The organism is Bacillus sp. OV166 (assembly GCF_900177675.1).
Lineage (GTDB): Bacteria > Bacillota > Bacilli > Bacillales > Cytobacillaceae > Neobacillus.
In genome coordinates this window covers 3296320-3321590 of record NZ_FXWM01000001.1, presented here as the reverse complement: position 1 = coordinate 3321590, position 25271 = coordinate 3296320, and the positions used below count along the sequence as shown (strand labels likewise).

The following is a 25271-nucleotide window of genomic DNA, read 5'->3' as shown; positions in this document are numbered from 1 at the left end:
AGAGCATAACAAAATAGACTCAGAAGTTACATATTTGGTTATTATCCTGAGAAAAAATACCATATATTGATGATTTTAACTATAATAGCCGTTCTCAACATTTGAGAACGGCTTTTATAGTATTGATTTATGTTTGAATTATTTAGAAGTCTTCTTTTGTTTTTTATCACAGCAAGTGCATTGTCCGTATAAAGTTGATACTTTCTCATTCTCAAAATGATCAATTGTCTTATTGCAACTTTGGCAAATGATAGTTCCCATTAGAAAAACTCCCTTTTGTTTGAATTTTATAAGATAGACAATTCTAATTTCTTAAAATGTAAGCGTTTTTTATTTGTTAATATTATAATAGTATGTCACATTTTGTTTGTCAATAATAAATTGTATGACACATTTAAAGAGATAATGTGATAATTATCCCAATCTATCGGAAAAACGTTCCGGACCACATCAGTATTGGGGTCGGATGATAAATTTATTTTTATCAGGGGGCTCACCAACATTTCGGAAATTTTGTACGGTAAGCAAATTAAAATAAGAAAATTGCTTGTTATGTGTACACTAAGATCTTACCAAAAATGTATTTAGCCTTAATAATTGGAGCTTTGGTTTTGGTAATGAGTTTTGGTGCTATAAATTAACTGATTTTAGGTCTTAAAAGACTTCGCTTATTCAAGCACCAAAAACGGTCGTTTATGGTCATTTATCCATAACTAATGAATGAAATGACTTTTTTAATTTTGTTCAACAATCGGGCCATTTAGTTGAAGATCTCATCAGATAATTAATAATATTTAAAGGAATAATTCATTCTGATAAAGAATATTAAAAATGTGATGATAAGGAGGCGATTGTATGGCAAATCATGTAGAAAATCTATATAACTATCATGTATGGGCAAATCAACGGATTATTGATCATCTTAAGACACTTTCTCCTGAGAAATATCAAAAGGAAATGAAAAGTGTCTTTTCTTCTGTTTCAAAGGTTTTATCTCATCTCTATTTGGTGGAATATGGATGGCTTAATACCCTCGAGGGTCAGAGTATGAATGAAGCAATGCAATCTTCATTTCAAATTCAAGAAAAGATTGAGAAACTGCCCATTGAAGACTTAGAAACGGAATTTCACACTTTAACATCTCGGTTTAAATCCTTTTTGAACCGACAGGAAGATATGGAAAAGAGAATAATGTTGGATAATCCATGGGCAGGATTAAGAGAAACAAGTCTATCTGAAATGGTCTTACACGTTGTGAATCATGGAACCTATCATAGAGGGAATATTTCAGCTATGTTACATCAGTTGGGTGATTCTTCAGTTATGACTGATTATGCTTTTTATTGGTATTCTGAAAATGTTATTCATTATAAATAGGCAAGAGAAGAGTAATCCATTTTTTCTTCAAAAAGGTGACGTTTATTGAGGATCGAGAGATGTTTAAGATCTTTCTTTGAGCTAACGGATAACTTTAATCAAACAATTGTTGATCCAAAGTAATCTCACTCTTCTACGATATTTAACATTACCAGCAAGAATAAATTAATTGCTTCCACAATACCGGCTAATTTGAGCTTCTTGTTTATTCAAGAAAAGGGCGCTTTAATGAAGTAACTAAAGCCTAATTTCTCGGTGTTAAAAGCGAGAGATTAGGCTTTTTTTTATATATGGATTTCCTTACCGTTGTAAACCCGTATTTTCCTGATGTTACTCTCTTAGCGTATGTTTTCCGCGTTTTGTTGGTAGGACCCCAACTTGGGAGAACAAATAATTTAGTTATTCAAATGGAAAGTCAACTAAAGTTTGAAATCATATTAAAAGCTATCCCAAGAGAATTAGGATAGCTTTAGAAAAGTATTGTGAATTTCAATATTTTTACATATTTAGAGTTTTATATTTTCCACCCTCTTCCTTAATGGCCATACTGTCACAAAAAGGGAGATGACACACCCTGGCTGTCATCTCCCTTTTTTATGCTTATAATCAATCCCAACTAAATACAATTCGCGTCAACTACCTGTCCAGATACCGACATAAGTTCATTTATGTTGACCCATCCACCAATATTTTGAGATTGGTCAACACCTTCTATTGTAAAAGTCAGGCTAATATTGTTGGAAAGTGACAAAGTGGATCTTTTGCCAATGCAATTCTGTGCTTTTTGCAGAGAATCCACCCTTACACCTTCACACGAAATCGTATACCTTTGCATCGGTACGTAAATTAATACTCCTCTTAAAGGATCATAGGTCCTAATTAAACCTTCAGCAGTTGTTCCATCTCGGAATGATAATCTAATCCATCGCTTTTGTTGATAACAAGCAAGAATTTTTTGAAATAGTCCTTGTCTGTAGTCATAGAAATATGGATAGAAAGGCTGGTAAGGATTATTTGGATACAATGCAGCCTCCCCCTTTCTTTTATCAGTAAATCTCCTCATGTATATGAGAAAAAAAAGGGTTGGTGCTTGTCATCACCTGGTGTGTATAAGAAAAGCGAATATTGCTAACTGTTCGTTGGGTTTTATTTGAAATATACCAATATATGAAGGACGGCAAGTATTTTCCTTTTAACTGGAATTTCAATGATTTTTGGCTCGCCAAATACAGTACCTAAAATGACTACAGAACCTCTCTAGCTACGTGAATCATTTATAAAAGTTTTAACGTGGTTCTGAATAGTACCTCGCACCCAAGAGCAACATCTTCAAAAGAACTCCACTCATCTGGATGATGACTTATGCCATTGTGGCTCCTTACAAAAATCATTCCAATATCTGTAAGATCTCCCAACACCATCGCATCATGAGCAGCCCCGCTTGGTAATTCATAAACAGGATACTGTAATTCTTGCAGAGAATCTTTTACTGCTCTCATCACTATTGGTGAACTCATCACAGAAGATAGGGATTGAACCTGCCTAATTTCACACCCTAAACCACGGTTTGCAGCAATTGTCCGAATTGAATTATAGATTTTAGTAACCGTATTTTTACGCCGTTCATTAGATATATCCCGAACATCAAGTGTAAAATCCACTCTCCCAGGAATGACATTACTACTTCCAGGTTTTACTTCCAATTTTCCTACTGTCGCAACACTTCCGATATTGTCCCGTGCTATTTTCTCAATGGCTAATATACATTCTGCTGCAGCTGTTAAAGCATCTTTTCTCTCATTCATCCAGGTCGTTCCTGCATGCCCCGCTTCACCCATGATCGTTACTTCTGCCCATTCTCCACCAGAGATCCCCGTAACTATTCCAACAGCTAAATCTTTATTTTCTAACACTTTTCCCTGCTCAATATGTACTTCAATATAAGCTTTTACCTGACACTCACCCATCCATAAATGGAGGGGGTTCCACCCTTAAACAACCTTAGCTCTTCCAAATCTATAACAAACAAAAGATGGACTTCACTTTGGTCTAAAAGGCTTCGACAGCCGAAATCGTTCGAATGCACATAATCGAAACATGATTATTTACACGGGCTCGGATTCCCTTGCCACTTACAACTTATTGACTGTTCCGGGGTATGTCTGCACCGAGAGATTTAACCTATTAATCTCTAAGGGATTTATACACCAAATGTTGAGATGAATTTTCTATGTGCTTTCATATTTTTCAAATTTGAGATGCACTCATTTAATACATTGGAAAGTTGAAACCAATCTTTTTCAGCCTGTTGAAGATCCACTTGATTTGATTTTGTTACATATCTAGCTAAAAATGCACTGTATAAATCACGTTGTGCCCGGACCCCGCAATCACAACAATGCCAGCGGTCCTTGAGTCTTTTTTCTTAATGGCACCACAATGACAGGTTTGCGATAACTTTGTGGAGTAGGTTGGAAACTCTCGGAACCTTCCACCTTGCGATTCCACTTTTCGTTTTAACATTTTCAAAAACATACTGGGTGCTTTTCTACCAATACTTTTGCCAAACATTTTCTGAAATCCTTTATAGGAGAGTTTTTCTGTTTGAATGGAAGAGGCTTGTTGAAGGATTTGATTGGTATCTCGACCATGGAGTTGTTTTCTAACTTCTTTTATCTTACGTTCCAATTCTCTGTGTTCTGAACGCGTGTTTATGTATCCTTTAGAGTTGACCCACTTCTTTTTACCTTTTTTCATTACGCCATTGCTTTGATAATGATTGGGGTTATTTGCTCGTCGCTGCCGGTCCATTTTACGATTGATTCTTCTTTTTTCCTTATCGAGTAATACAACTTCTTCACAAAATTCCCTTAATTCGGCTTTCGATTCCCCTACCATCGCAAGCGTGGAAGGTCCGATATCCAGTCCAAACTCTTCTTTTCCTAATTCATATTTACGATGGGAGTGTCCTTCAAGAATTAATTGAACATAAAACCGATTTTTCCCTTTCACTTCCTCTTTGATAAGCCGACAATATTTTATTCTTTGCTTTAAGGCATACTGCATCCATTGATCTTTGGGGTCGATTAGGCATTTTAACGATAGAGTTTTCCCGATAAAAACATAACCATTGGAGTAAGTTAGAAATGTTTTATTGTTTTTGCCCTCTAAGGAAACAAACTCACCTTTTCGTTTAAATTTTACTTTTTTAGCTTTCTTAAAAGCGAATTTTTGCACGGCCTTAAATGCTCTTGTCGAGAGTTTTTGACAGATGTGCGTCCCTAAATGTTCCGCAATAAACTTCGATGCATTCTTCGTTTTTGTCCCAAAGGATTGAATAGAATAATCCGTAAAACTAAATGTTGCATTAAGATGTTTAAAGTTAGCTCTACGCTTTTCTATATCAGTTTCCGAAGTTTTAGATAATCGGACGGTTTCCTTATATAATTCTGTGTTTTGAATCACCTTAATCCTCTTCACACTTTCCCCTAAACAAGCATTATAAAGCTGTCTTCCACAATCAGACAACATCAAAAGCAACTTTTCTTCCTTTGCATTTGTTTTTAATCGAATCGTTGCGATAAAAGAGGGCGTTTTTTCTTTTGATGATGCCATGGTTTTACACTCCTTTTTGGTTTTCTATGTACTGTTTTACAACATCAAGCGTTGTTCCCCCAACAGTGGAAACAAAATAGCTATTGGTCCATAGAGATGGAATTCTACTTTTTAACCATGGGAATTCGCTGCGTAAGTAACGAGAACTTCTCCCTTTCATCATTCTTATTAGTTTATTAATTCCAAATTGAGGATCACATTCAACAAGTAGATGAACATGATCTGGCATAATTTCCATTTCGATTACTTCAGATTTTGTCTCTTCTGCAACCTCTAATAGAATAGATTTAAGTCTTTCATCTACTCCATCCATCAATACATTTCTTCTATATTTAGGGCACCAAACCACATGGTATTTACATGAATATACTAGATTATTATTACTTTTATATTGAATTAGACTTTTCATATCCTTGTTATATCAAATATTTTTATCTAATGCCAATTTAAAAGAACGCTTGTTCTAATGAATATAATAAATAAACAACCTTACCCCATTCATAAATGAAGGGGCTTACGGTTGTTTGTTTTGGTCATTATTTCTAATAGAATTTCATGCCAATCTTCTTCTAAATATTTATACAATAATCCAATATTACTACTTTAGATATAAAGGCTAAAGGAAAATAGAAGGATTTACTTTCCTCTTTCGTCTCTTAAAATACATAGTAGGAGGTTGAGCAGCATGTTATTGCATCAAATATTGAATGGAATGCTTCTTTCGATAAAAATAGGAACATGTAGAAGTATAATGGAAACATGTAGTTTAAGTTAAGGAGGGTTGATAGAGTTGGGGGAATTTCTAGCTTTTTTAGTTGAGGATTTTAGGTACAAACTTTATGTTCCGAGCGAATATCAAGCGGAAAAAGAAACTCCGTTGATGGTGATGCTTCATGGATGTGAACAAGATCCGGATGATTTTGCTGCTGGAACGAATATGAACGAGCTTGCTGAGAAAGAAATCTTTCTCGTACTCTATCCTGACATGAATCACCTGTTTAATCCTTTGAATCCGGCTGGTTATAACCCTTTTGGCTGCTGGAACTGGTTTTTGGATAAAAATCAGCACCGAGGAGAGGGACATCCCAAGTTAATTAATGGGATGATTAATCAGGTTAAAAGGACGTACCGTATTGATTCAAGTAAGGTGTACGCAGCGGGATTATCTGTAGGTGCGGCACTTGCTTGCATTCTTGGAGTTACCTATCCAGATGTATTTAGCGGTATCGGAGTGTGTGCGGGACTTCCCTATGATGCTGCGAATGTATTTTTTCTAACCGATCCAATGGCTAAGGCTGCTAAAGAAAGCATGCAAAAAGGCGTTTCGAACCCCTATGCATGTGGTAACAGCGCCTTTCAGGAAATGGGAAAGTTCAAGAAGAAAATGCCTGTTATTGTTTTCCATGGTATCTGCGATACAGTTGTACATCCTATTAATGGACAACAGGTTATCATACAGTGGGCACAAACTAATTTTCTTGTAGAAGGTGGTACAGGAAGAGCTGATATTACACCTCACCAGGTCAAATCACACCTTATCAATGGAAAAAGTTGTACTAAACATGTATACGGTGATGGGGGCGGTGAACTTTTAATGGAACTATGGATGATCGATCAAATGGGGCACGCATGGTCTGGCGGGAGCTCAAATGGTTCATATACCGACCCATTAGGGCCAAATGCAACAGAAATCATTTGGAATTTTTTCACTAAACATCATCAGCACACTGTTGAAAATCTTGTTGAAGATCTGGTCGAAACACCTAAAAAGAACTTTTTTCGTGACCTTTTTACAAAGCTTTTTAAGAAAAGAGGATAAAACTATTCATCTTATTCTCTTAGGTCCACCTACTCCAACCACATCCTCGAAAGCCACCCGATTAAACTCGCAAGGCTTTACTGCTTCACGAAGTTGATGAGTAATTGGATCAACGTAATGAAATCAAACGTTGCATATCGAATGCTAAATGTAAAAAAGACGCAGGTTGCCATTTAATTTTACCGAGGTCCCGTATGAACATTTCAATCACCTCTTCGATTTTCATTATATACGAACTAACGTTTTGTAAAAAAAAGGACCCGTTTAGGTCCAATTAATGGCTTTCTTCAACTAAAGCAACCCGTTAGCCATCCATGCAGCGGAAAAATCGTCGCCGCACCACAAAGAATGAAAATTTACTGAAGTGACCATACTGGTCCTTAATCCAGACAATCCAATCCATAGATCTAAGAATTAGGGCTCTCTTCATTTTTTTTAACGAATGAGCAGGGTCTTTTTAAGTATTGTCATTTTTCTAATGTTGAAGAAACTTATTTTCATTGTAGTTGAAGATTAATTTGTCCAGTAACCATATAACAGGATTGATAAAATAAAAGTTGGTATCAATAGTAAAATCTTAATTCGCAACCTAATAGTGTAAACAAAAAAGAAACGGATTTTTCGCCCGCTTCTTATCGAAAGTTTTGTTCAATGAATTTTTGTTCTTCTTCGGGTGTCAACAATTGTGTCGCAACTCCGATTGTCCCGTTTTGAAGAGAAAGAATTTCGTTGTGTGTTTCGACCGCATTTTCGAAATTCCCTTCGTTCCATTCGTCCAAGATTCGTAAATAAACGTCTTCGTGTACATAATCCGTTTCGTCTATTGTTTTAAGCAATTCGTCAATTCTTTCGGGCGTCATTTCGGTCGACCCGTCCTTCATATCTGCAGCAACTTTTTGGTGCGTCATACGGTGAACAATCCATTGGAATTCGGCTTCGGTAGGAACGTAAATGCCTTCAGTGATTTTCGCTTCAAGTTTGGCTTCGTTTTCTATATCCGTGTCAAGCGAAGTTTCGGTTCCCACTTTTTCTTTCCAGTCACTAGTCATAGCTTGATATATTAGCACACCGACGACAATGACACCCAATACTCCAACAATCGAAATACCAATCAAAAGTCTGTTCAAAAATTTATCCATTTACCCAACCGCCCCTTTTATACTTATCACAATTTTTATTCTTATGAATACGGATTTCAAATCATTTCGTTTCAAAATACGGGTCAAGCAAAGATTCTTTTTCAACTACAACATGACGAAGTTCCTCCGCAAGTTCGGCAATTTCCCATTGTGCCCCACGTCCTTTTCTACGTTTTGAATAGAAATAACGATCAAACCCATTAAAACAAAAATGCAGGGAATTACTCCCTGCATTTTTTGTAACATTTTAAAGGAAATTTCGAAAAGGTAGTTCCCCCTTTTTCCTCCAAGGTTAATTATACCAAAAAATATAATAACATAGGACTTTAGTTGCAATAATTATTGCTAAAAAAATAGAGAGAAATACAATCCTTCATTACTGTACTTCTCTCAATTCCAAGAGAGTAGGATAGCTTTAGAAAAGTATTGTGATTGTGAATTTCAATATTTTTTTTACATATTTAGATTTTTATATTTTCCACCCTCTTCCTTAATGGCCATACTGTCACAAAAAGGGCGATGACACACCCTGGCTGTCATCGCCCTTTTTGTGCTTATAATCAATCCCAACTAAATACAATTCGCATCAACTACCTGTCCAGATACCGACATAAGTTCATTTATGTTAACCCATCCACCAATATTTTGAGATTGTTCAACACCTTCTATTGTAAAAGTTAGGCTTATATTGTTGGAAAGTGTCAAAGTGGATCTTTTGCCGATGCAATTCTGTGCTTTTTGCAGAGAATTCACCCTTACACCTTCACACGAAATCGAATACCTTTGCATCGGTACGTAAATTAATACCCCCCTTAAAGGATCATAGGTCCTTATTAAACCTTCAGCAGTTGTTCCATCTCGGAAAGCTAATCTAATCCAACGCTTTTGCTGATAACAAGCAAGAATTTTTTGAAATAGTCCTTGTCTGTAGTTATAGTAATATGGATAGAAAGGCTGGTAAGGATAATTTAGATACAATGCAGCCTCCCCCTTTCTTTAATCAGTAAATCTTCTCATGTATATGAGAAAAAAAAGGGTTGGTGCTTGTCATCACCTAGTGTATATAAGAAAAGCGAATATTGCTGACTGTTCGCCGGGTTTTATATGAAATAACCAATATATGAAGGACGGCAAGTTTTTTTCCAAATCGACCTTAGTAGGTCTGTATAATTATATTTACAACTTGCATTTCTTTTTTAGGCGAACAGGATTTGTACTGTTCGTCTTTTTAATTTTTTGGCCGTGTTAAACTTGCCTGTTGATTTCCGCTCCATGCGCTTCCCTTTCCGCGGGCGTTTCGGGGGGCCTCTTCGTCGCTTTAGCGCCTGCGGGGTCTCCCCAGACCCGTACTCCCGCAGGAGTCTTCGCGCCTTCTGCTCCAATCAACAGAGTGGTAAAATCAACAATAACCTTTAACACAGCCAAATTTTTTCAAGGGTGCTTGCCTCTCTCAACGTAAAGCAAGAAATAAAAAAGAAGCTCCCCAAAAGTTTACTCAACTTATGAGAAGCTTCCGTTAAAATCCTCGGATATTCAAAATGTTAGAAATTTACTCTATTATTTAATAACCCATATATATCAAGGCTTTGAGAGCGTTATTACACCATTCCGCCCATACATCAAAAATATTGAAGTAATAGGGGTCTTCAAGTTACTACTTTGAAAAAACTTAAAACAAATGAAAAGGATGCTATGAGATGAATAATTAATACTTAATCTCTGCGGAAATCCGCCTCTTTTAATGGAACCATTTTTGTTTTGTTAACAATTTTATAGCCTAAATAGCCCACTAGGAATAGAGGTAGTCCAATATAAGAAACCAATATACCATACCAGTCAACCTTAGAGCCGATAAATGCCCCATAATTTGTTCCAAGCATTGCGATTAAACATAATACTGTCGCCAAAATTGGACCTAATGGGAACCACTTTGCTTTATAGGGCAGGTCGTTGAAATCTTTTCCTTGTGCAACATAAGCTTTACGGAATCGATAATGTGTAACCGAAATACTTAACCAAGAGATATAACCAGCTAAGCCAGCAGCGTTTAATAACCAAGAATAAACAGTTCCATCACCAAAAAGGGAGGTAAGGAAGCACAGCATCCCAACAAGGGTTGACATGTATAATGCGTAAATCGGAACACCGCCTTTATTTACTTTTTTCAAGAATGACGGAGCTTTTCCTTCTTCCGCTAATACCCAAAGGACGCGCGAAGCGGCGTATAAAGTGGAATTTCCTGCTGACAGAACTGAAGTAAGGATTACTGCATTCATAGCAGCAGCAGCAAAGGCAAGACCTGCATTTTCAAATACTAAAGTAAACGGACTCACTGCAATATTCTCTAAATCTGCGCTTAATAATTGTGGGTCGGTATAGCTGATTAAACATCCAATAATAAAAATCGCTATTACATAAAACAATAAAATTCTCCAGAAGATCTGTTTCACTGCCTTAGGTAAATTTTTCTCAGGATTTTCACTTTCACCGGCTGTAATTCCGACAAGCTCCGTGCCTTGAAAGGCAAATCCTACTACCATAAATACACTAAATATGGATAACAAGCCGCCTTTAAATGGTGCTTCTCCTTTTGTGAAATTTTCAAAACCGCCAGTATGACCCTTCAATATTCCAAAGATCATTAATAATCCAACAACAATAAAGATTAAAATGGTTGCAACTTTAATCAATGAAAACCAAAATTCTGATTCACCGTAACCCTTAACGGATAAAACGTTTAGGCCAAAAATAAGTATAAGGAAAATTGCGCTCCAAATAATACCTGGGGCATCGGGAAACCAATATTTCATGATCAATGCCGATGCTGATAATTCCAAAGCAAAAATAATCGCATTATTGTACCAATAGTTCCAACCAACAGCAAAACCCAGTGCAGGGTCGACAAACCTTGAGGTATACGTACTAAAAGAACCTGAAATCGGAATAAAAGATGCCATTTCTCCTAAGCTGCCCATGATAAAATATACCATTATTCCTGCAATTATATAGGCAGCTAAAGCTCCACCAGGACCAGCATCATGAATCGTGGTTCCACTGGCTAAAAATAACCCTGTTCCAATTGTTCCTCCGATAGCAATCATGGAAAGATGCCGTGTTTTAAGCTTTCTTGCTAAATGTTCTCCATACTCGTGTTCGTGTACTGTTTCTTGGGATTTAAGTGCGGTATTTTGCATATGACACCTCTTATTATAGTTTGATTAATAGATAAGTACTTTTACCTAAATTAGCAGGAATCTAAAAGATGTCTTAAAATATGAATTTCATTCTCAATTACGTTGATAGTAGTCTTCTTCTTATTTGTTTACTTTGTCCACTTGCTGAAGTAATTTTGAGAGATTCATTGTTTTCAGACCTTCAGCAGATTTTTCAATATCTTTTGAGAATATACGGTCTTTTTTAATTGAAGGAACAATTTCTCTTCCTTTCTCATAAAGCCGTTTTGTTTGGCTTGCCATTTTTTCAACTCCACGGTATTCAACCGCCTGCATCGCACAAATAAGCTCAATTGCGAGGACTCTTCTTGTATTCTGAATAATTTGATGAGCATGCCTTGAAGCGATCGTTCCCATGCTTACATGATCCTCTTGATTCGCCGAAGAAGGAATCGAATCTACACTTGCTGGATGTGCGAGCGTTTTGTTTTCTGAAGCAAGAGATGCGGCAACTTATTGCATGATCATAGCACCAGATTGTAGTCCCGGTTCAGGGCTCAAAAATGGCGGTAAATCATTTATCTGTGGATTGATTAACCGTTCAATTCGTCTTTCAGATATATTTGCCATTTCCGCAACAGCAATTTTCATAAAATCCATTGCAAAAGCAATTGGCTGTCCATGGAAGTTACCACCGGAAATGACTTTTTCACCATCATCAAAGATTAGTGGATTATCTGTAGCTGCATTCATTTCAATTTCTAATTTTTCTTTTACATAATCAAGTGCTTGCCACGTGGCACCATGAACTTGCGGGATACAGCGGAGGGAATAAGCATCCTGTACTCTCAATTCCCCCTGTGTCGTCGTCAATAAACTATCGCTTAGGTAACCTCGGATTCGTGCTGCGGTATCAATTTGCTGTTGATAACCCCTTGCGATATGAACCTCTTCAGCAAAAGCATCAATAATCCCATGTAATCCTTCAATGGTCATAGAGGAAATTAACTCACTTTGGTATGCGAGTTGTTCTGCTTCTAGATAACCAACAACTCCCATTGCAGTCATTGCTTGGGTTCCATTGATAAGAGCAAGGCCTTCTTTTGCCTCAAGTGTTACTGGGAAGATTTCTTCTTGCTGTAAGGCTTCAAGTGAATCCATTCGATTTCCTTTATAAAATACTTCTCCTTCCCCGATTAGCACTAACGCCAAGTGTGAAAGCGGTGCCAAATCTCCGCTTGCTCCAAGGGAACCTTGCTGCGGAATCACAGGGATAATATCCTTGTTTACTAAATCTAATAACCTTTCAATAACAAGCGGCCTAATTCCAGAATAGCCCTTTAAAAGTGCGTTAGCGCGAAGAAGGACCATTGCTTTTGCGACAACCTCTGGGAACGGCTCACCTACGCCGCAAGCATGTGAACGAATTAAATTTAGCTGAAGATCTTGAACATGATCTTTATTAATAAGGACATCACTAAATTTTCCAAACCCTGTTGTAATCCCATAGACTACTTTTGATTCTGAAACTATTCTTTCTACTGCTTCCCGACTCTTTCTAGCAGACTCCATACTCATTTCTGAAGCGCTTACCTTCTGATTTCCGTATAAAATTTCCTTGATTTGTTTTAATGTTAAACTTTGACCTGTTAATGTTATCATTAACGTTCCTCCTCTAGCACTTTAGTATAATAAAGAAAGAGGCTGGATTCCGATTCCTATTAGAATTGGAGTCCAGCCTCTTTTATAACCATTTTTGAATATTGAACTATTTCTTTTCGCAGCCTCATAGGTAATCATCCTTTTATTCATATTCTATAATCCTATTGCTATGATAATTATTCTATGTAACGTAACCTTATTTGTCAATTAATTTTTCAGAATTTTAGCACAATAATACTTTAGCACAATAGCAAATGAAAGACTGTCATCCTAAATTAAATGTCGACTTCTCTTGAATCCAAAGCGAATTGCTTTATATACCTAAAAAAGGAGAGTATATATTAGACTTCTCTAATACGTACTCTCCTTTATAATAAATCAATAAAGTTAAGAAATCGCTTGACCTCTTTTACTCATAAGGACTTCCATTCACCATACTTATTGGCCCTTAGGACAATTTGGCACTGGATCGAGTTCCTTATTCGGGGCATTCGTGTTATGCGCCTTGTATGTGTTGCCACGTTTGTCCTGAACAATAATCTCCGCGAATGCAGGTTTTTGACCACAATAGATGCTGTGCGTCCATACATCGTCTTTCATTTTTTTTGCTTTGCCATAAAACTGTGTACTGTACTGCTGACCGTCATAAGCTATAAGATTCTTTAAGCCTTTCCCTTTTGCCTCGTTTTCGGCCACTACTTTACCATCAGTGCCAACCAGCTGCACGGTTATACGTTGGATATCCTGTTCCTTGAGTTGCTCCGGAACGACGGAGAACCCTACGTTGTAGCCTGGTACTTTTTCGGCCCCTAACTCCGTTCCATATGTAAAATCCTCCGGGAGGATTACGTTGGTTTGTGCGGAAACCGGTACGCTAAACAATAGTGCTGCTCCGATTCCAAGTCCTGCTAGTAGTTGTCGTTTCATGTATATTTTACCTCCTTTAGTAATTTCCTTCTTAGTATGGAAAGAATTAAAAGGACTATGCATGAAAGGAATACAGTACTTTAGGCACAGCAATACCCCCTGCCGAATGACAGGGGGCTTAGCTTGTTCATTCTCCGAGTTACTTAGCATTAAAACGTTCCACTTTTCTTACATGATCCATCGTGATTCTTGAAGTAACGCCTTGCAATTTATCATCTTGAGGACTTCCAGCCCATTCTTTAGGCCGGCTTCAAGCCATTCCGTATCAAATAACTTTTCCCATGTTGCTTTTACTTCATGTTCAGGGAATCCAAGTTTTTCAAACTCTTCCCAAGGAACAATAGAAATTGTAAAACCCAATCCCCAAACTCCACATTTTTCTTTTATCTATCCGATTCTACTCCTTCCCCGCTATCATATGAAGGAAATGACTGGTTATACTAAAGAGGACGAATTGACTCAGAAAGGGGGGAAAACGATGTGACACGGAACCTGGTAGCCTTTTTTCTGTTTGCTGTCCTCTCTTTCGCCGGCGGTCTCCAGACAGACGGCCAAGCCCCTCCCGACCCCATCCAGATGGGGATGGAAGAGGGATATTATGAGGGAATCCGTTCGGGGCTAGAAGACCGACATAATTTCCGGATTTCACGTGCCTGGCAGCAAATGCCACAATCCCGGCTGTTCATGGACAACAAGAAGGAAATCGTCCTGCCCCTCATGAAAATAGGGCTTCTCCGGCAGGTGTATCTCTCTTTTTCTTCCGGGAAGAAATTCTACTCATACCTTCATGCCCACCCGGAATTGACGGCGGAACAGGCGGCCCGACGGATACTCGGGCAGAGGTTTGTAAGGGCGTACGAAAGAAGCTTCCGGAAAGGCTATGAGAGATCCCTCACGGCCACGCCTGAGGAGGCGGCAAACTATGCGGCCTTTTTGAAGGCGAAAAGCTGATAAGGGGAAAACAAAAAACGGCAATTTTATACTGAGGACATAACGTCTACATCAAAATAAAACTCAAAATCATTGCGATAACGATGATCCATTTTAGGAATTTCCAAGAATATTAAAGGACATTGGAAGTAATAACAAACTACCTGTTGGATCGCTTTAAATCGTAATCACGCTATTTCATTTTGTAGTTGACTAAGTTCTTATAAATCCAGGTTGGCGGGGCTGCGTGGGAATCGACCCCACCAGACCTGGGGGGCCACTTTAAGGACTAATCACGTCTAAATGATTTATCAGCTGTAATATCGTTAAATGGTAAAATCAGTTTTTTCACCTTATCAAGGCTCATCGAATCTATTTCCTGTACTAATCGTGGAATGGACTGCTCTGGATAACCGTAATCACGAAGTAATTTTTCCTTTTCTTCATTTTGTACCATGTATTGACACCTCCAAAATCTTTTTAGAATTAAACTTTGATATAGTTACCAAATAAAGTGAATGTATATCCAATTTGCTAATAATGATACAAGCCCGAATGCAATATTCATCCATGCCAAAATAAACGCTAATATATCGTCTTTTTTCTGTTTAGCTTTTTTGTACATTTTTGCAAGTTTGAACAGTCTTAAAAAAATAAAACATATTTGCATGGTACTGTCCAAAAATTTTAAGATGCTTCACTTGAAAATGACCATTTTTACCTAAAATGTTTTCTATTAAGGCATCTGTTTCTTTTATAGATGCAGAAATCTTACTTTGAGAAATTGATCTATGTACTCCTCCACCTAATTAATACTTTTTGCCACTTTCTTATAAATATTCCTTATGTCTCTTATATCTGGGATTTTATTATCTTGTTGAACCTTTAAGAATACCCAACTACAGTATGCCATCTCAAAATATTTAAGGATGATATAAAAAATGCCCTTTTATCAAAAAAACACGGTTTGGTACGACCGTGTTTCCTTTGACTAAACTTTTCTTTAGTTACCCATATTTTATATTGAGTGGAATTCACTGAGGATAAAAGAGCTCTGACACTATAAAATTGTCAGAGCTTTTATAATTAATTCGTAGTATTTATTTCATGATTCTGTTTCTTAGAGTAAACGCTTATAAAGATAAATGATGCGACTAAGAAAATGAAAAGAATGACTCCCACGATTTCGAAATCTAGTTCTGCCCAAGGGTTAAAGAAAGTAAATGCCAGATAGAAGGAAACCCCGTATGCCAAGACGACAATCACCCAACCCATTATTCGTGACGCAGCTTGACCGATTTTGCTGGACTGGTTCACCATTTTATAGACAATCATCGAATCAATTGTATCTGTAATCATCATGCCAAACATAAAAACTAGCCCTAAAAATAAAGGGGTATATTCACTTGCATTTCCTGCCGCCAAAGACCAGACGGCGGTTTGACTTACTGTCTCGGCAGCCAAGGCAAACAAAGCCCCTACTAAAATAATAAGAAAAGGATTTGTAGTCCCCTTCGCAATTTTTGGAATAAACTTTCCCTTTAGTCCACTAAGTTGAAACTCTTCGTGATTGTTTCTAGTGCGTAACAGATTATACGTATTTAACGTTCCAATAAGGAATAAAGAAATAATCGACACCCATGATGCAATATTATCAAAATAAGCTGGGAATGAAAAATTCTCTATCACCATTCCTAAAATACCAGCTGTCACAGCTACCATTCCTCCGTGACCAAGTGAAAATAATGTACCCACCCAACGTGCAAACGAACTGCCCATTCGCCAATTATAACGGGTTTGTCCATCAATAAAGGCAAGATGATCAGCATCCAACCCATGCCGAAGCCCCAATACAAAAACAAGTAAAAACAGTGATACAGTTTCCATTTAAAAATTCCTCCCTTTTATAAACAGTTGCAACATAAAAAATCAATCCTAAACCTTTGACAGATTGAGGATTTTTGGGTACGTGCAAATAGTCGACAAACTGGCAGAATACAATTGTCGTTTCATCTAATAAAGATGATCCCTAATACAACTGGCATAAAACTTGCCGTATTACCTGCAGCAATCGCCCACATCGATTTTGGGAATCTTTCAAATTATTATCTTTTCCCTGCTTTCATAATGAAATAAATTTATAGGAACACCCTTGAAAGCGAGTGACATTTCCCTAAATAAGTGTGAAACCACCTCATCACCGTTTGGAAGATTTCCATCTAGTAAAATTCCCGCGACCGTTCCACTGTGGGCGACAACGATTCCACCCTGATAGCGATGGGCCAGCTGATCTAATAAAGGAAAAACAGGCTTTGGCAATATTTTTTGATTCACCCGTGCACTGAGGGTTGCTGCCTCCCCAATATAAGTTAAATTTTTCTCCTTAAACCCTTTTGTAACCAGATCATAGGCTTTCATAAATTGCTGTTGATCGTTCTGGCTGTACTCTTTCGGAACTTCATTAAATTCAATTGTGTTGATTATACCCCCAAGGTCGATACCAACGAGGATGAATGGGGGTAAGGCCCCAAAGCTCTCAATCAGCTGACCGTGAATATAGTCATAGACCACGACTTCCTCATACATTACCCCATCGGTAGGTTCCACTTTTGCGGCAATCATTGAGATCATTTCATTTGTGAGCGGAAGACTATAGCTGTCAGCAATTGCTCTTAATGCAGCAACAATATCTGCTGAACTGCTGGCCAGACCTTTACCAACTGGGATATTAGAGCGTATCTCGAGATCCCCGCCGCCCTTTACCCCAAACAGTTGGAATAACCATTCCCCTGCTCTTTGAGCTTTTACTTTTGAGTCTGCCACTCTTATTCCGTTAACGATTGGATCTGGAATAAACCTAGCCTCACTTCTTAAACTCGATATCGGCAGAGTGATTAAATAAGGGCGATCACCAATGATTCCTTGGACCAATTCTCCAAATGTTCCATTGCAGCTTCCTTTTCCTAGTTTCATATAATTAGACTCCCTAGGCCTTCAATGTCCGCAACGGTTTGCCCATCTTTGCCCGCTCAGAAGGTACACCGAAATAGAATCTTTACGAAACAACTGTCGGGCCGTCAGTAAAATGCCGCCATGTCCAAATTTTTCAATGTAGACCATTAAAACTCAATTCCCTTCACGGCAGGAATTCCTTCATTATAATAGTGCTTTACGGGCTTCATTTCGGTTACTAAATCAGCGCAAGTGATGATCTCCTCTTTGGCAGACCGTCCGGTAATGACCAGATGCATCCCCTTGGGGCGGTGCTGAATCAACTCCAGTACTTCTGTCAACGGAAGGACATCGTCAATCGGGAATTTATCAATCGCGAGCGCATTATTCAGTTCATCTAAAATGACAACATCGTAGCCGCCAAACAGTACCTTTTCTTTCGTTAACGCCCACGCTGTTTTTAGGGCTTCCCGATGTTCCTCCGGTGTTTTCGTCCACGTAAAGCCGACTCCTGTCTGCACAATTTCAATCCCCAATTTTTCGAACGTAATTTTTTCTCCGTACGTTCGATCAGGTGATTTAATAAATTGAATCATGAGCACCCGTTTTCCCCGCCCAGCGGCACGGACAGCGAGCCCAAGAGCTGCCGTCGTTTTCCCTTTTCCATCACCGGTATAAACTAATGTAAGACCGCGTTTTGCTTTGTTTTCTGTTAACTTTTCCATCCGTTTCACTCCTCGTTACAGCCAGACTGTTTTTTCTTCAAAGGATGTCCGAGCCGGCACTTTCGCCTTTTTTAATACTTCTGGATCGGGATAACCGATAAACAAATTTCCGATAATTTTCTTGTTTTCGGGTGATCCAATAAACTCAACCATTCGTTGGTCGCGAACAAGTCCGACGCCCCTTGTCCTCCAGACCAGCCCTAATCCCAATTCTTTGGCGGCAAGCCACATCGAATGGATTGCGCAGCATACGGCATATTCATTGTCGGCAGAGGCCTCTTCATCTTCTTGAACGATGTCGGCTGTAACGACAATATGAACCGGTGTGGTTTTCAGCACTTTTAAGGAGCTTTCGATTAAATTTGGTTTGGTTGGAAAGCGTTCCTGTAAATATTCATAGGCCAACGCCTCATATCGTTTTTTAGCTTCGCCTTTGATGACATAAAAACTCCATGGTTCCCGCATCCGGTCATTCGGTGCCCATGTCGCTGCTTCTAATAAGCTGTGAATCTTTTCGTCTTCGACCTCTCGAGCCGCATAATCACGGATCGCTCTTCGATTTTTGATTTCCGCTATAATCGACATCTTAGTCCCTCCCTATTCCAACAATTTGTTTTTCTTCTGCCTCTTGAAACCAGCGTAATTTCTCGCGCAGGCCGACCACATCACCCACCAGAACAATCGCCGGATGAGTAATCCCGGCTTCAAGGACCCGGACTTCGATATCCTTTAAACTTCCGGTCACCGTCTTCTGCTTGGCCGTGGTCCCCCATTGGATAATGGCGGCTTTCGTATCAGGGCTTTTTCCGTTCTCGATTAATCTCGAAACAATATAAGGTAAATTCCCAATTCCCATATAAAAGGCAATCGTATCGATTCCTTGAGCGAGGGCTGGCCAATTTAATTGATCCTCATCCTTTTCCGCTCGGCTGTGGCCAGTGACGATCGCGAAGGAGGAAGCATAATCGCGGTGGGTCACCGGAATTCCGGCATAAGCAGGCGCTGCAATACCAGCTGTAATCCCCGGCACCATTTCATAGCGGATCCCATGTTCCGCGAGAATTTCCGCTTCTTCACCGACACGGCCGAAAATACAGGGATCGCCTCCTTTTAATCTGGTGACAGTCTTGCCCTGACTGGCTTTTTCAATTAACAGCTCGTGAATTTGATCTTGAATGATCTGATGTCTTCCTGGCTGTTTGCCGCAAAATATCAGCTCTGCCTCCGCCTTTGCATATTTCAGCAGTTCCTCATTTACTAAGCGGTCATATAAAATCACATCCGCCTGCTGGATACACTCCATCCCATAAACCGTAATCAGCTTAGGGTCTCCTGGTCCAGCACCAACAAGATACACTTTCCCATTTGTCATCTTCTCGCTCCTTTCCTACGATCCGCTGCTGTCTCACAGATTTCCCTTGCCAAAAGAGTGAGAGGCTTGATGGCTGTTTTTACGCTATTCATTGGGTGATCCCCCTTTTTGGTAATCCTTCATTAATTGTTCAATGACATTGAGTTTTACATGTTCCCTAACATGTTCTGCCAGCCGGTCAAACGCTTCTTCCCTCAATTGGTTAAAAGATGGGCGCTTGTGGATGGGCTCCAACCCCTTTTTGCGTCGGATCTGATTAAGCAATTCCTCGCGAAATTCATCATTATGGAATATCCCATGAAAATAAGTACCAATGATGTTTTCATCTGAAGAATGGCAGCCATCCCATTTTTCATTCGTAAAAATAAGCCCTTGGGACACTCCTGTAGCCAAGGTTTCGCCCATATGAATCTCGTAACCTGTCACATGAAAGTTTTTTCCGAAAAGATGCAGCATCCCATTTGATAGGATCGTCGTCTTTTCTTTCGTAATGGTCGTTTCAATTGGCAGTAACTGAAGACCTTCGATTTCTTGATGGAGCGACTCGATCGCTAAAGGATCCTCAATTTTTTCACCGAGCATTTGATAGCCGCCGCAGATCCCGAAAAGAACGGAGTGTTTCTTTTTCTGATATTCTGCTATTTTTTGAGCGATGCCGCTCTTTCTTAAAAACAGCAAATCTTCAATTGTATTTTTGCTACCTGGGAGAATCACTAAATCTGGGTCATGTAATTGATCCGCTCTCGTTATAAAACGGACATGACAATCGGGCTCGGCAAAAAACGGGTCGACATCGGTGAAATTGGAGATTTTCGGATACTGAATCACCACGATATCCAATTCTTTTTCAGTATTTTGAGTGGAGGTATATTGATTTAAAATCACTGAATCCTCGGCATCAATATTTAGATTCTCCAAGTAAGGAATCACGCCGAGAACGGGTTTACCTGAATACTCCTCAAACCACGTTAAACCGGATTCTAGCAGGCGGATATCGCCGCGGAATTTATTGATGATCACGCCTATCACTCGGTCGCGGTCCGCTGGTTCCATCAGTTGGAGGGTTCCTACTAAACTAGCAAACACTCCGCCTTTTTCGATATCCCCAATTAAGATCACAGGGGCATCCGCCATTTTGGCGACGCGCATATTGACCATTTCCCGGTCATTCAGATTAATCTCGGCCGGACTGCCTGCGCCTTCAATGACAATCCGTTCATAATTTTGGGACAGGGTGGAGAGTGATTTTTGAATTAGTTCCAATCCCGTTTGAAAGAATTCCCGGCGGTACCTTCCTGCTTCCATATTCTTAAATGGTTTACCATGGACGACAATTTGCGATTGGTTATCTCGGTTCGGTTTTAGTAGAATCGGGTTCACATCAGTAGTTGCCTGAATCCCTGCGGCTTCGGCCTGAACTCCCTGTGCTCTGCCGATTTCTTTTCCGTCCACGGTGATATAGGAATTTAACGCCATATTTTGTGATTTAAACGGAACTGTTTTATATCCGTCCTGGGCGAAAATCCGGCAAAAGGCCGTTACGACAACACTTTTGCCGACATCCGAATTGGTACCTTGAAACATAAGTGGAAGAGCTTTAACCATTTTCTTTGAACTCCTTACATTTCTTCACCCAATTTTCCACAAGCTCGGGGCATGAGCCAAAATGAAAATGGGTATAACCTGCAATTAAATTCCCTTTCCGATAGCCCTCCTGCTTAAACCCGCGCATTCCTTTCGTTTGGTAGGCCGGGTCAAAATCCGTTCTCGAATGAAAGGTAGAGTAGTGAAATTCATGACCTCTTGCACTCAGATTACCCGCTAACAAGAAATTTTCTCCTTCTGCGGTGATCTCACGGTATCCCAAAGCCGCTAGTTTTTTCTGCATTTTCACCTTTCCGGGAATGATCCCGACCATTTTGTAACTCGTTTCATCCGTTGTTTCCAACGATTCGGTTAAGTACATAAACCCACCGCATTCCGCCAAGGTTGGCAATCCTTTTTCAATGGCCGATCGAATCGAGTCCTTTACATCGGTTTGTTTGGTCAGCTCCTCGGCAAATTCCTCTGGGAACCCGCCGCCGATATACAAGCCATCGACTTGTTCCGGCAGGCATTCACCCTTTAATGGAGAGAACTCGATCAGCTCTGCTCCGGCGGCTGCTAACATGTCGAGGTTTTCCTGATAGTAAAAGTTAAAGGCGGCATCTCGTGCGACTGCGATTTTTACAGCTGCCTGCTTTTGTCTCTTAAACTGAGATTCGTTTACCTTTAAAGGGGAAGCTTTCGCTAGCTCATATAAAGAATCTACATCGATGGTTTCAAGCACTAAATCACCAAGCTGCTCAAAAAATGGATCCAATTCTCCCCGTTCAACGGAGGGTATCAACCCTAAATGCCGTTCCGGAATCGAGAGTTCCTCGTTTCTTTTCAAATAGCCAAGGACGGGAATACCGCATTCTTGCTCAATCGCGGTTTGAACGATTTTAAAATGCCCTTCGCTCCCTACCCGATTGGCGATCACCCCGACAATATTGGCTTCTTCCAGTAACGTTTGAAATCCCTTCACAATGGCCGCCGCACTACGGGCCATACTGGCACAATTCACGACCAAAATAACAGGACTTTCGGTGATGAGACTGATTTCGGCAGTGGAGCCCGTATTGTTAAGTGGATTTTTCCCATCAAAGAATCCCATTACCCCCTCGATAACGGAAATATCCGCCCCAACACTTGCGCGGTTAACAATCTCTTTGACCATCTCGTGGTTGAGCATCCAGCTGTCAATGTTTCTTGACGTTCTTCCCGTGACGGCCGTATGATAGGTCGGGTCGATATAATCTGGACCGCATTTAAAGCCCTGGACGGTATAACCTTTTTTCCTTAAAGCAGACATCAGCCCAATGGTCAGAGTCGTTTTTCCGACACCGCTGCCTGTTCCTGCAATCACAAGTCTGCGATTTGACATCTTCTTTTCCCTCCTCCATCAATGGGGAATGACCGCTACTGAAATGGTGACATTACCTGATTTCTTCTTCATTAGCGCTAACTGTTCCGCACCGCTGTACAATAAGGCGGCCGGCTCACTGACACCGTACGCACCGGTATATTTAAAAACCGTTTCAGAAGGGTTCTGAAGTTCAATGGCATTCAATTCAGCTGGTGTGTAATAAATAAACTCCCAGCGGTTTTTATTCACCACTTCGAGCAGCCCCGCTTCATCCTGTTTTAGATCAATCGTGCAAACCGCTTTGACACTTTTTTTCGAAAACCCTAATTCCTCAAGCGTTTCGTCGATAACTGCTTCGATTTCAGCACGAGTGGTTCCGCGGTTGCAGCCCATTCCAAGGACAATCACCTTTGGTCGATATAAAACACCATTATGTAAAATCTCCGTTTCGTCCTCGGATAAATTCCGATGGGTTACTACTAAGGCTGCATCCGGCTTTGCGGCCAGCGCTTCTTGGATTGTTGAATACGGCTGAATATTTCCCGGGAGCGGGCGGCCATATGGCCACCAGCCTTTTTCACCTGACTCCTGAACCACGGCGATTTTTTCTTCGTTCACAACCGAAGCGCTAACGGGCGTCAGCTTTTCAGCCGAGTCCCAAATCCAGCCAAACCGTTTTCCGAACAAATCAACCGCAATCGTTTCCTGTACATCTGAAGCGGTGGTAATAATGGGACGGGCCTGTAGGGCGGCCGCCACTTCTTTCGTTAGTTCATTGGCACCGCCGATATGGCCTGACAGTACGCTGATCACATGTTCACCCTTATCGTCGATAACGACAACGGCAGGATCTGTTTTTTTATCCTTTAAAATAGGCGCAATCATTCGGACCACAGCTCCAAGGGAAATGATGATGATCAGCCCCTTATAGGCCTCGAAAAGAGAGGGCAGAAGAAGGCGAACGCTTCCGGTGAATAACTGGATATCCTTGTTCCGCTCATCTCCTTTTTCAAACTTCGCCATATAGTACACATCGGCATGTTGAAACGAATGTCCCAGCTTGCGGGCCAGTTCGACCCCATGCTTTGTAATCGCAACAACGGCATAGTCACCCTTCTGCTGAATGACCGCCTTTTGCGCTTCCTGAAGCTCGATCATTACGAGTCCACCCCCCGGCGGAATCCATGTGTAAATGTTTTGTCATACAGCTTGGAACGATAATCTTGTTCGTGAATGTTTTCATCTAGCGCCCAGCCGGCTAAGATCATCGCCTGTTTACGAATTCCGTTTACTCGCATATCTTCGTCCAAGCGTTCCAGTGTGGTCCGGACAATTTTTTGATCCGGCCACGAGGCTTTATAAACGACCGCAACAGGGGTATCCATGCTCCAGCCAGCCCCGGTCAATTCCTTGACAAGCTTTTTCGTTAACGTCGCACTTAAGAAAAGCGCAATCGTGCAATGATGTTTGGCTAAATCCGCCAGCTTTTCAAATTCTGGCACAGGTGTCCTGCCTTCAGCTCTTGTCAGGATTACGGTTTGCGTTAAATCAGGAATCGTCAGCTCGGCTTGCGCGGCCGCGGCGGCTGCAAACACAGAACTCACACCCGGAACAATCTCTACTTCGATTCCTTTCTTCTTTAACAAGACGATTTGTTCCATAATCGCCCCATAGACAGCCGGATCGCCCGTGTGGACACGAACGACCTTTTTCCCTTGATGAATTCGGTCAGCCATGACGTTGACCATTTCTTCTAAGTGCATCCCGGCCGTTTTTAATATTTCGGCGGAAGGTTTCGCTTTGGCAATTAAGTCTTCGTTTACAAGAGAATCTGCATAAAGAATGACATCTGCCTGCTTAAGATGCTGAAGACCTTTTACCGTGATTAAATCAGGATCGCCTGGTCCGGCACCAATGATATAAAGCTTCATTTTCTCACCACCATTAATGTTAAGTATTCAAGCTCCGCTCCTTCGAGCTCATCTGCCCGCCAAATAATCTCCTCATCCGACGTTACCTTTGTGACGACTGAAGCCTTGTCAAGCAAATCTAAATCACGTAATACTTCCAGCATTAAATCAATGACTTTCGCTACTTTTATAAATATGACACAATCATTGTCTTGAATGACTTTTTTCATGTTTTCATAGTCATCCCGTGCTGGAACAATCGCCACATGCTCATCCCCATCTGCCAATGGAATTCCCAGCCTAGAAGCCGCCCCATTAATGGACGAAATCCCCGGAACGACTTCAATCGGAACCTGCGGATACTTTTCCTGCATCAAACGCATCATATGAATAAACGTGCTGTATAAAAGAGGATCCCCTTCAGTAACAAAAGCGACATCCTTTCCATCCTGCAGTTTCTCCCACACATTTTCCACGGTTTCCGTCCATTTTCTTTCCAAAGTGGCTGGATCCTTTGTCATCGGAAAGACAAGGCCCAGCATTTCTTTTTCGTTCGGCTGAAAATAGACATCAATGATTCGATGGGCATAACTTTTGCTGCCCTTTTGTTTTTTCGGATAGGCAATCACTGGTGATTCCTTTAATTTACGAAACGCCTTAACGGTAATGAGCTCTGGATCCCCCGGGCCAACCCCAAGGCCGTATAATGTACCTAACATG

At 40.2% G+C, this 25271-nt stretch carries 24 protein-coding genes and 2 pseudogenes; 3 read left to right on the top strand and 23 right to left on the bottom strand.

Features of this window, described 5'->3' with window-relative positions:
* Positions 1-138: 138 nt before the first annotated feature.
* Entirely contained in the window at positions 139-261 is a 123-nt protein-coding gene (locus CCK98_RS16235; RefSeq protein WP_088087517.1) for a GapA-binding peptide SR1P, read from the bottom strand.
* Positions 262-855: 594 nt separating this feature from the next.
* Here CCK98_RS16235 and CCK98_RS16230 point away from each other — a divergent pair.
* Positions 856-1377 carry a DinB family protein gene (locus CCK98_RS16230; RefSeq protein WP_003204381.1) on the top strand — a complete coding sequence of 174 codons (522 nt, stop codon included), beginning with the start codon at positions 856-858 and terminating at the stop codon, positions 1375-1377.
* A 616-nt stretch (positions 1378-1993) separates the two neighbouring features.
* On the opposite strand, the gene CCK98_RS16225 is transcribed toward CCK98_RS16230, so the two are convergent.
* The 4 genes from CCK98_RS16225 to tnpA form a co-directional block, all read right to left on the bottom strand.
* On the bottom strand, positions 1994-2401 hold the full coding sequence (locus CCK98_RS16225; protein WP_088087516.1) for a hypothetical protein: 408 nt from the start codon (positions 2399-2401) through the stop codon (positions 1994-1996).
* Between the two features lie 250 nt (positions 2402-2651).
* Positions 2652-3344: a hydantoinase/carbamoylase family amidase gene (locus CCK98_RS16220; RefSeq protein ID WP_088087515.1), complete on the bottom strand. Its 693-nt coding sequence runs from the start codon at positions 3342-3344 to the stop codon at positions 2652-2654.
* Between the two features lie 379 nt (positions 3345-3723).
* Entirely contained in the window at positions 3724-4992 is a 1269-nt protein-coding gene (locus tag CCK98_RS16215; protein WP_088087514.1) for a transposase, read from the bottom strand.
* Between the two features lie 4 nt (positions 4993-4996).
* The gene (gene tnpA, locus CCK98_RS16210) at positions 4997-5401 is read right to left on the bottom strand and encodes an IS200/IS605 family transposase (protein ID WP_088087513.1); all 405 of its coding nucleotides are present in this window, start codon (positions 5399-5401) and stop codon (positions 4997-4999) included.
* Positions 5402-5782: 381 nt separating this feature from the next.
* Between tnpA and CCK98_RS16205 the strand changes: the two genes are divergently transcribed.
* Positions 5783-6811 carry a PHB depolymerase family esterase gene (locus CCK98_RS16205; RefSeq protein WP_179195826.1) on the top strand — a complete coding sequence of 343 codons (1029 nt, stop codon included), beginning with the start codon at positions 5783-5785 and terminating at the stop codon, positions 6809-6811.
* A gap of 632 nt (positions 6812-7443) precedes the next feature.
* Here the strand turns inward: CCK98_RS16205 and CCK98_RS16200 are convergent.
* The 7 genes and pseudogenes from CCK98_RS16200 to CCK98_RS16170 all read right to left on the bottom strand — a co-directional run bounded on the left by CCK98_RS16200 (position 7444) and on the right by CCK98_RS16170 (position 14072).
* Positions 7444-7950 carry a DUF6241 domain-containing protein gene (locus CCK98_RS16200; protein ID WP_088087511.1) on the bottom strand — a complete coding sequence of 169 codons (507 nt, stop codon included), beginning with the start codon at positions 7948-7950 and terminating at the stop codon, positions 7444-7446.
* A 61-nt stretch (positions 7951-8011) separates the two neighbouring features.
* Positions 8012-8134, bottom strand: a pseudogene (locus CCK98_RS36345) (thymidylate synthase (FAD)); the annotation flags it as partial.
* A gap of 386 nt (positions 8135-8520) precedes the next feature.
* Positions 8521-8928 (bottom strand): hypothetical protein, encoded by a 408-nt coding sequence (locus CCK98_RS16195; RefSeq protein ID WP_088087510.1) that lies wholly within the window; start codon positions 8926-8928, stop codon positions 8521-8523.
* Positions 8929-9662: 734 nt separating this feature from the next.
* Positions 9663-11144 (bottom strand): amino acid permease, encoded by a 1482-nt coding sequence (locus CCK98_RS16185; protein ID WP_088087508.1) that lies wholly within the window; start codon positions 11142-11144, stop codon positions 9663-9665.
* Positions 11145-11264: 120 nt separating this feature from the next.
* A pseudogene (hutH, locus tag CCK98_RS16180) lies at positions 11265-12785 on the bottom strand (histidine ammonia-lyase).
* A 438-nt stretch (positions 12786-13223) separates the two neighbouring features.
* Complete coding sequence (locus CCK98_RS16175; RefSeq protein ID WP_142292169.1) at positions 13224-13712, bottom strand: hypothetical protein; 489 nt, start codon at positions 13710-13712, stop codon at positions 13224-13226.
* Between the two features lie 168 nt (positions 13713-13880).
* Positions 13881-14072: a hypothetical protein gene (locus tag CCK98_RS16170; protein WP_088087506.1), complete on the bottom strand. Its 192-nt coding sequence runs from the start codon at positions 14070-14072 to the stop codon at positions 13881-13883.
* 120 nt (positions 14073-14192) lie between these two features.
* Here CCK98_RS16170 and CCK98_RS16165 point away from each other — a divergent pair, with 120 nt between their 5' ends.
* Positions 14193-14663: a hypothetical protein gene (locus CCK98_RS16165; RefSeq protein WP_088087505.1), complete on the top strand. Its 471-nt coding sequence runs from the start codon at positions 14193-14195 to the stop codon at positions 14661-14663.
* A gap of 268 nt (positions 14664-14931) precedes the next feature.
* Here the strand turns inward: CCK98_RS16165 and CCK98_RS35445 are convergent, their stop codons facing one another.
* The 11 genes from CCK98_RS35445 to cobI form a co-directional block, all read right to left on the bottom strand.
* Positions 14932-15099: a hypothetical protein gene (locus CCK98_RS35445; protein ID WP_179195825.1), complete on the bottom strand. Its 168-nt coding sequence runs from the start codon at positions 15097-15099 to the stop codon at positions 14932-14934.
* Between the two features lie 629 nt (positions 15100-15728).
* Complete coding sequence (locus CCK98_RS16160) at positions 15729-16529, bottom strand: sodium:proton antiporter (RefSeq protein WP_088087504.1); 801 nt, start codon at positions 16527-16529, stop codon at positions 15729-15731.
* Between the two features lie 210 nt (positions 16530-16739).
* Positions 16740-17615 (bottom strand): kinase, encoded by an 876-nt coding sequence (locus tag CCK98_RS16155; protein ID WP_088087503.1) that lies wholly within the window; start codon positions 17613-17615, stop codon positions 16740-16742.
* Between the two features lie 146 nt (positions 17616-17761).
* Positions 17762-18319: a cob(I)yrinic acid a,c-diamide adenosyltransferase gene (gene cobO / locus CCK98_RS16150; protein WP_088087502.1), complete on the bottom strand. Its 558-nt coding sequence runs from the start codon at positions 18317-18319 to the stop codon at positions 17762-17764.
* 15 nt (positions 18320-18334) lie between these two features.
* Positions 18335-18904, bottom strand: coding sequence for a nitroreductase (locus CCK98_RS16145; protein ID WP_088087501.1), 570 nt, complete (start codon positions 18902-18904; stop codon positions 18335-18337).
* Between the two features lies 1 nt (position 18905).
* A complete protein-coding gene (gene cobA / locus CCK98_RS16140) occupies positions 18906-19691 on the bottom strand; it encodes a uroporphyrinogen-III C-methyltransferase (protein WP_088087500.1) in 786 nt (261 codons plus the stop codon).
* 84 nt (positions 19692-19775) lie between these two features.
* Positions 19776-21296 (bottom strand): cobyric acid synthase, encoded by a 1521-nt coding sequence (locus tag CCK98_RS16135; RefSeq protein WP_088087499.1) that lies wholly within the window; start codon positions 21294-21296, stop codon positions 19776-19778.
* Positions 21289-22659 (bottom strand): cobyrinate a,c-diamide synthase, encoded by a 1371-nt coding sequence (locus CCK98_RS16130; RefSeq protein ID WP_088087498.1) that lies wholly within the window; start codon positions 22657-22659, stop codon positions 21289-21291. The genes CCK98_RS16135 and CCK98_RS16130 overlap by 8 nt, the downstream gene beginning before the upstream one ends.
* A gap of 18 nt (positions 22660-22677) precedes the next feature.
* Positions 22678-23799, bottom strand: coding sequence for a cobalt-precorrin 5A hydrolase (locus CCK98_RS16125; RefSeq protein WP_088087497.1), 1122 nt, complete (start codon positions 23797-23799; stop codon positions 22678-22680).
* Entirely contained in the window at positions 23799-24572 is a 774-nt protein-coding gene (cobM, locus tag CCK98_RS16120; protein ID WP_088087496.1) for a precorrin-4 C(11)-methyltransferase, read from the bottom strand. The genes CCK98_RS16125 and cobM overlap by 1 nt, the downstream gene beginning before the upstream one ends.
* Positions 24569-25270 carry a precorrin-2 C(20)-methyltransferase gene (gene cobI, locus CCK98_RS16115; RefSeq protein ID WP_088087495.1) on the bottom strand — a complete coding sequence of 234 codons (702 nt, stop codon included), beginning with the start codon at positions 25268-25270 and terminating at the stop codon, positions 24569-24571. Before cobI ends, cobM begins: the two co-directional genes overlap by 4 nt.
* Between the last annotated feature and the right edge of the window lies 1 nt (position 25271).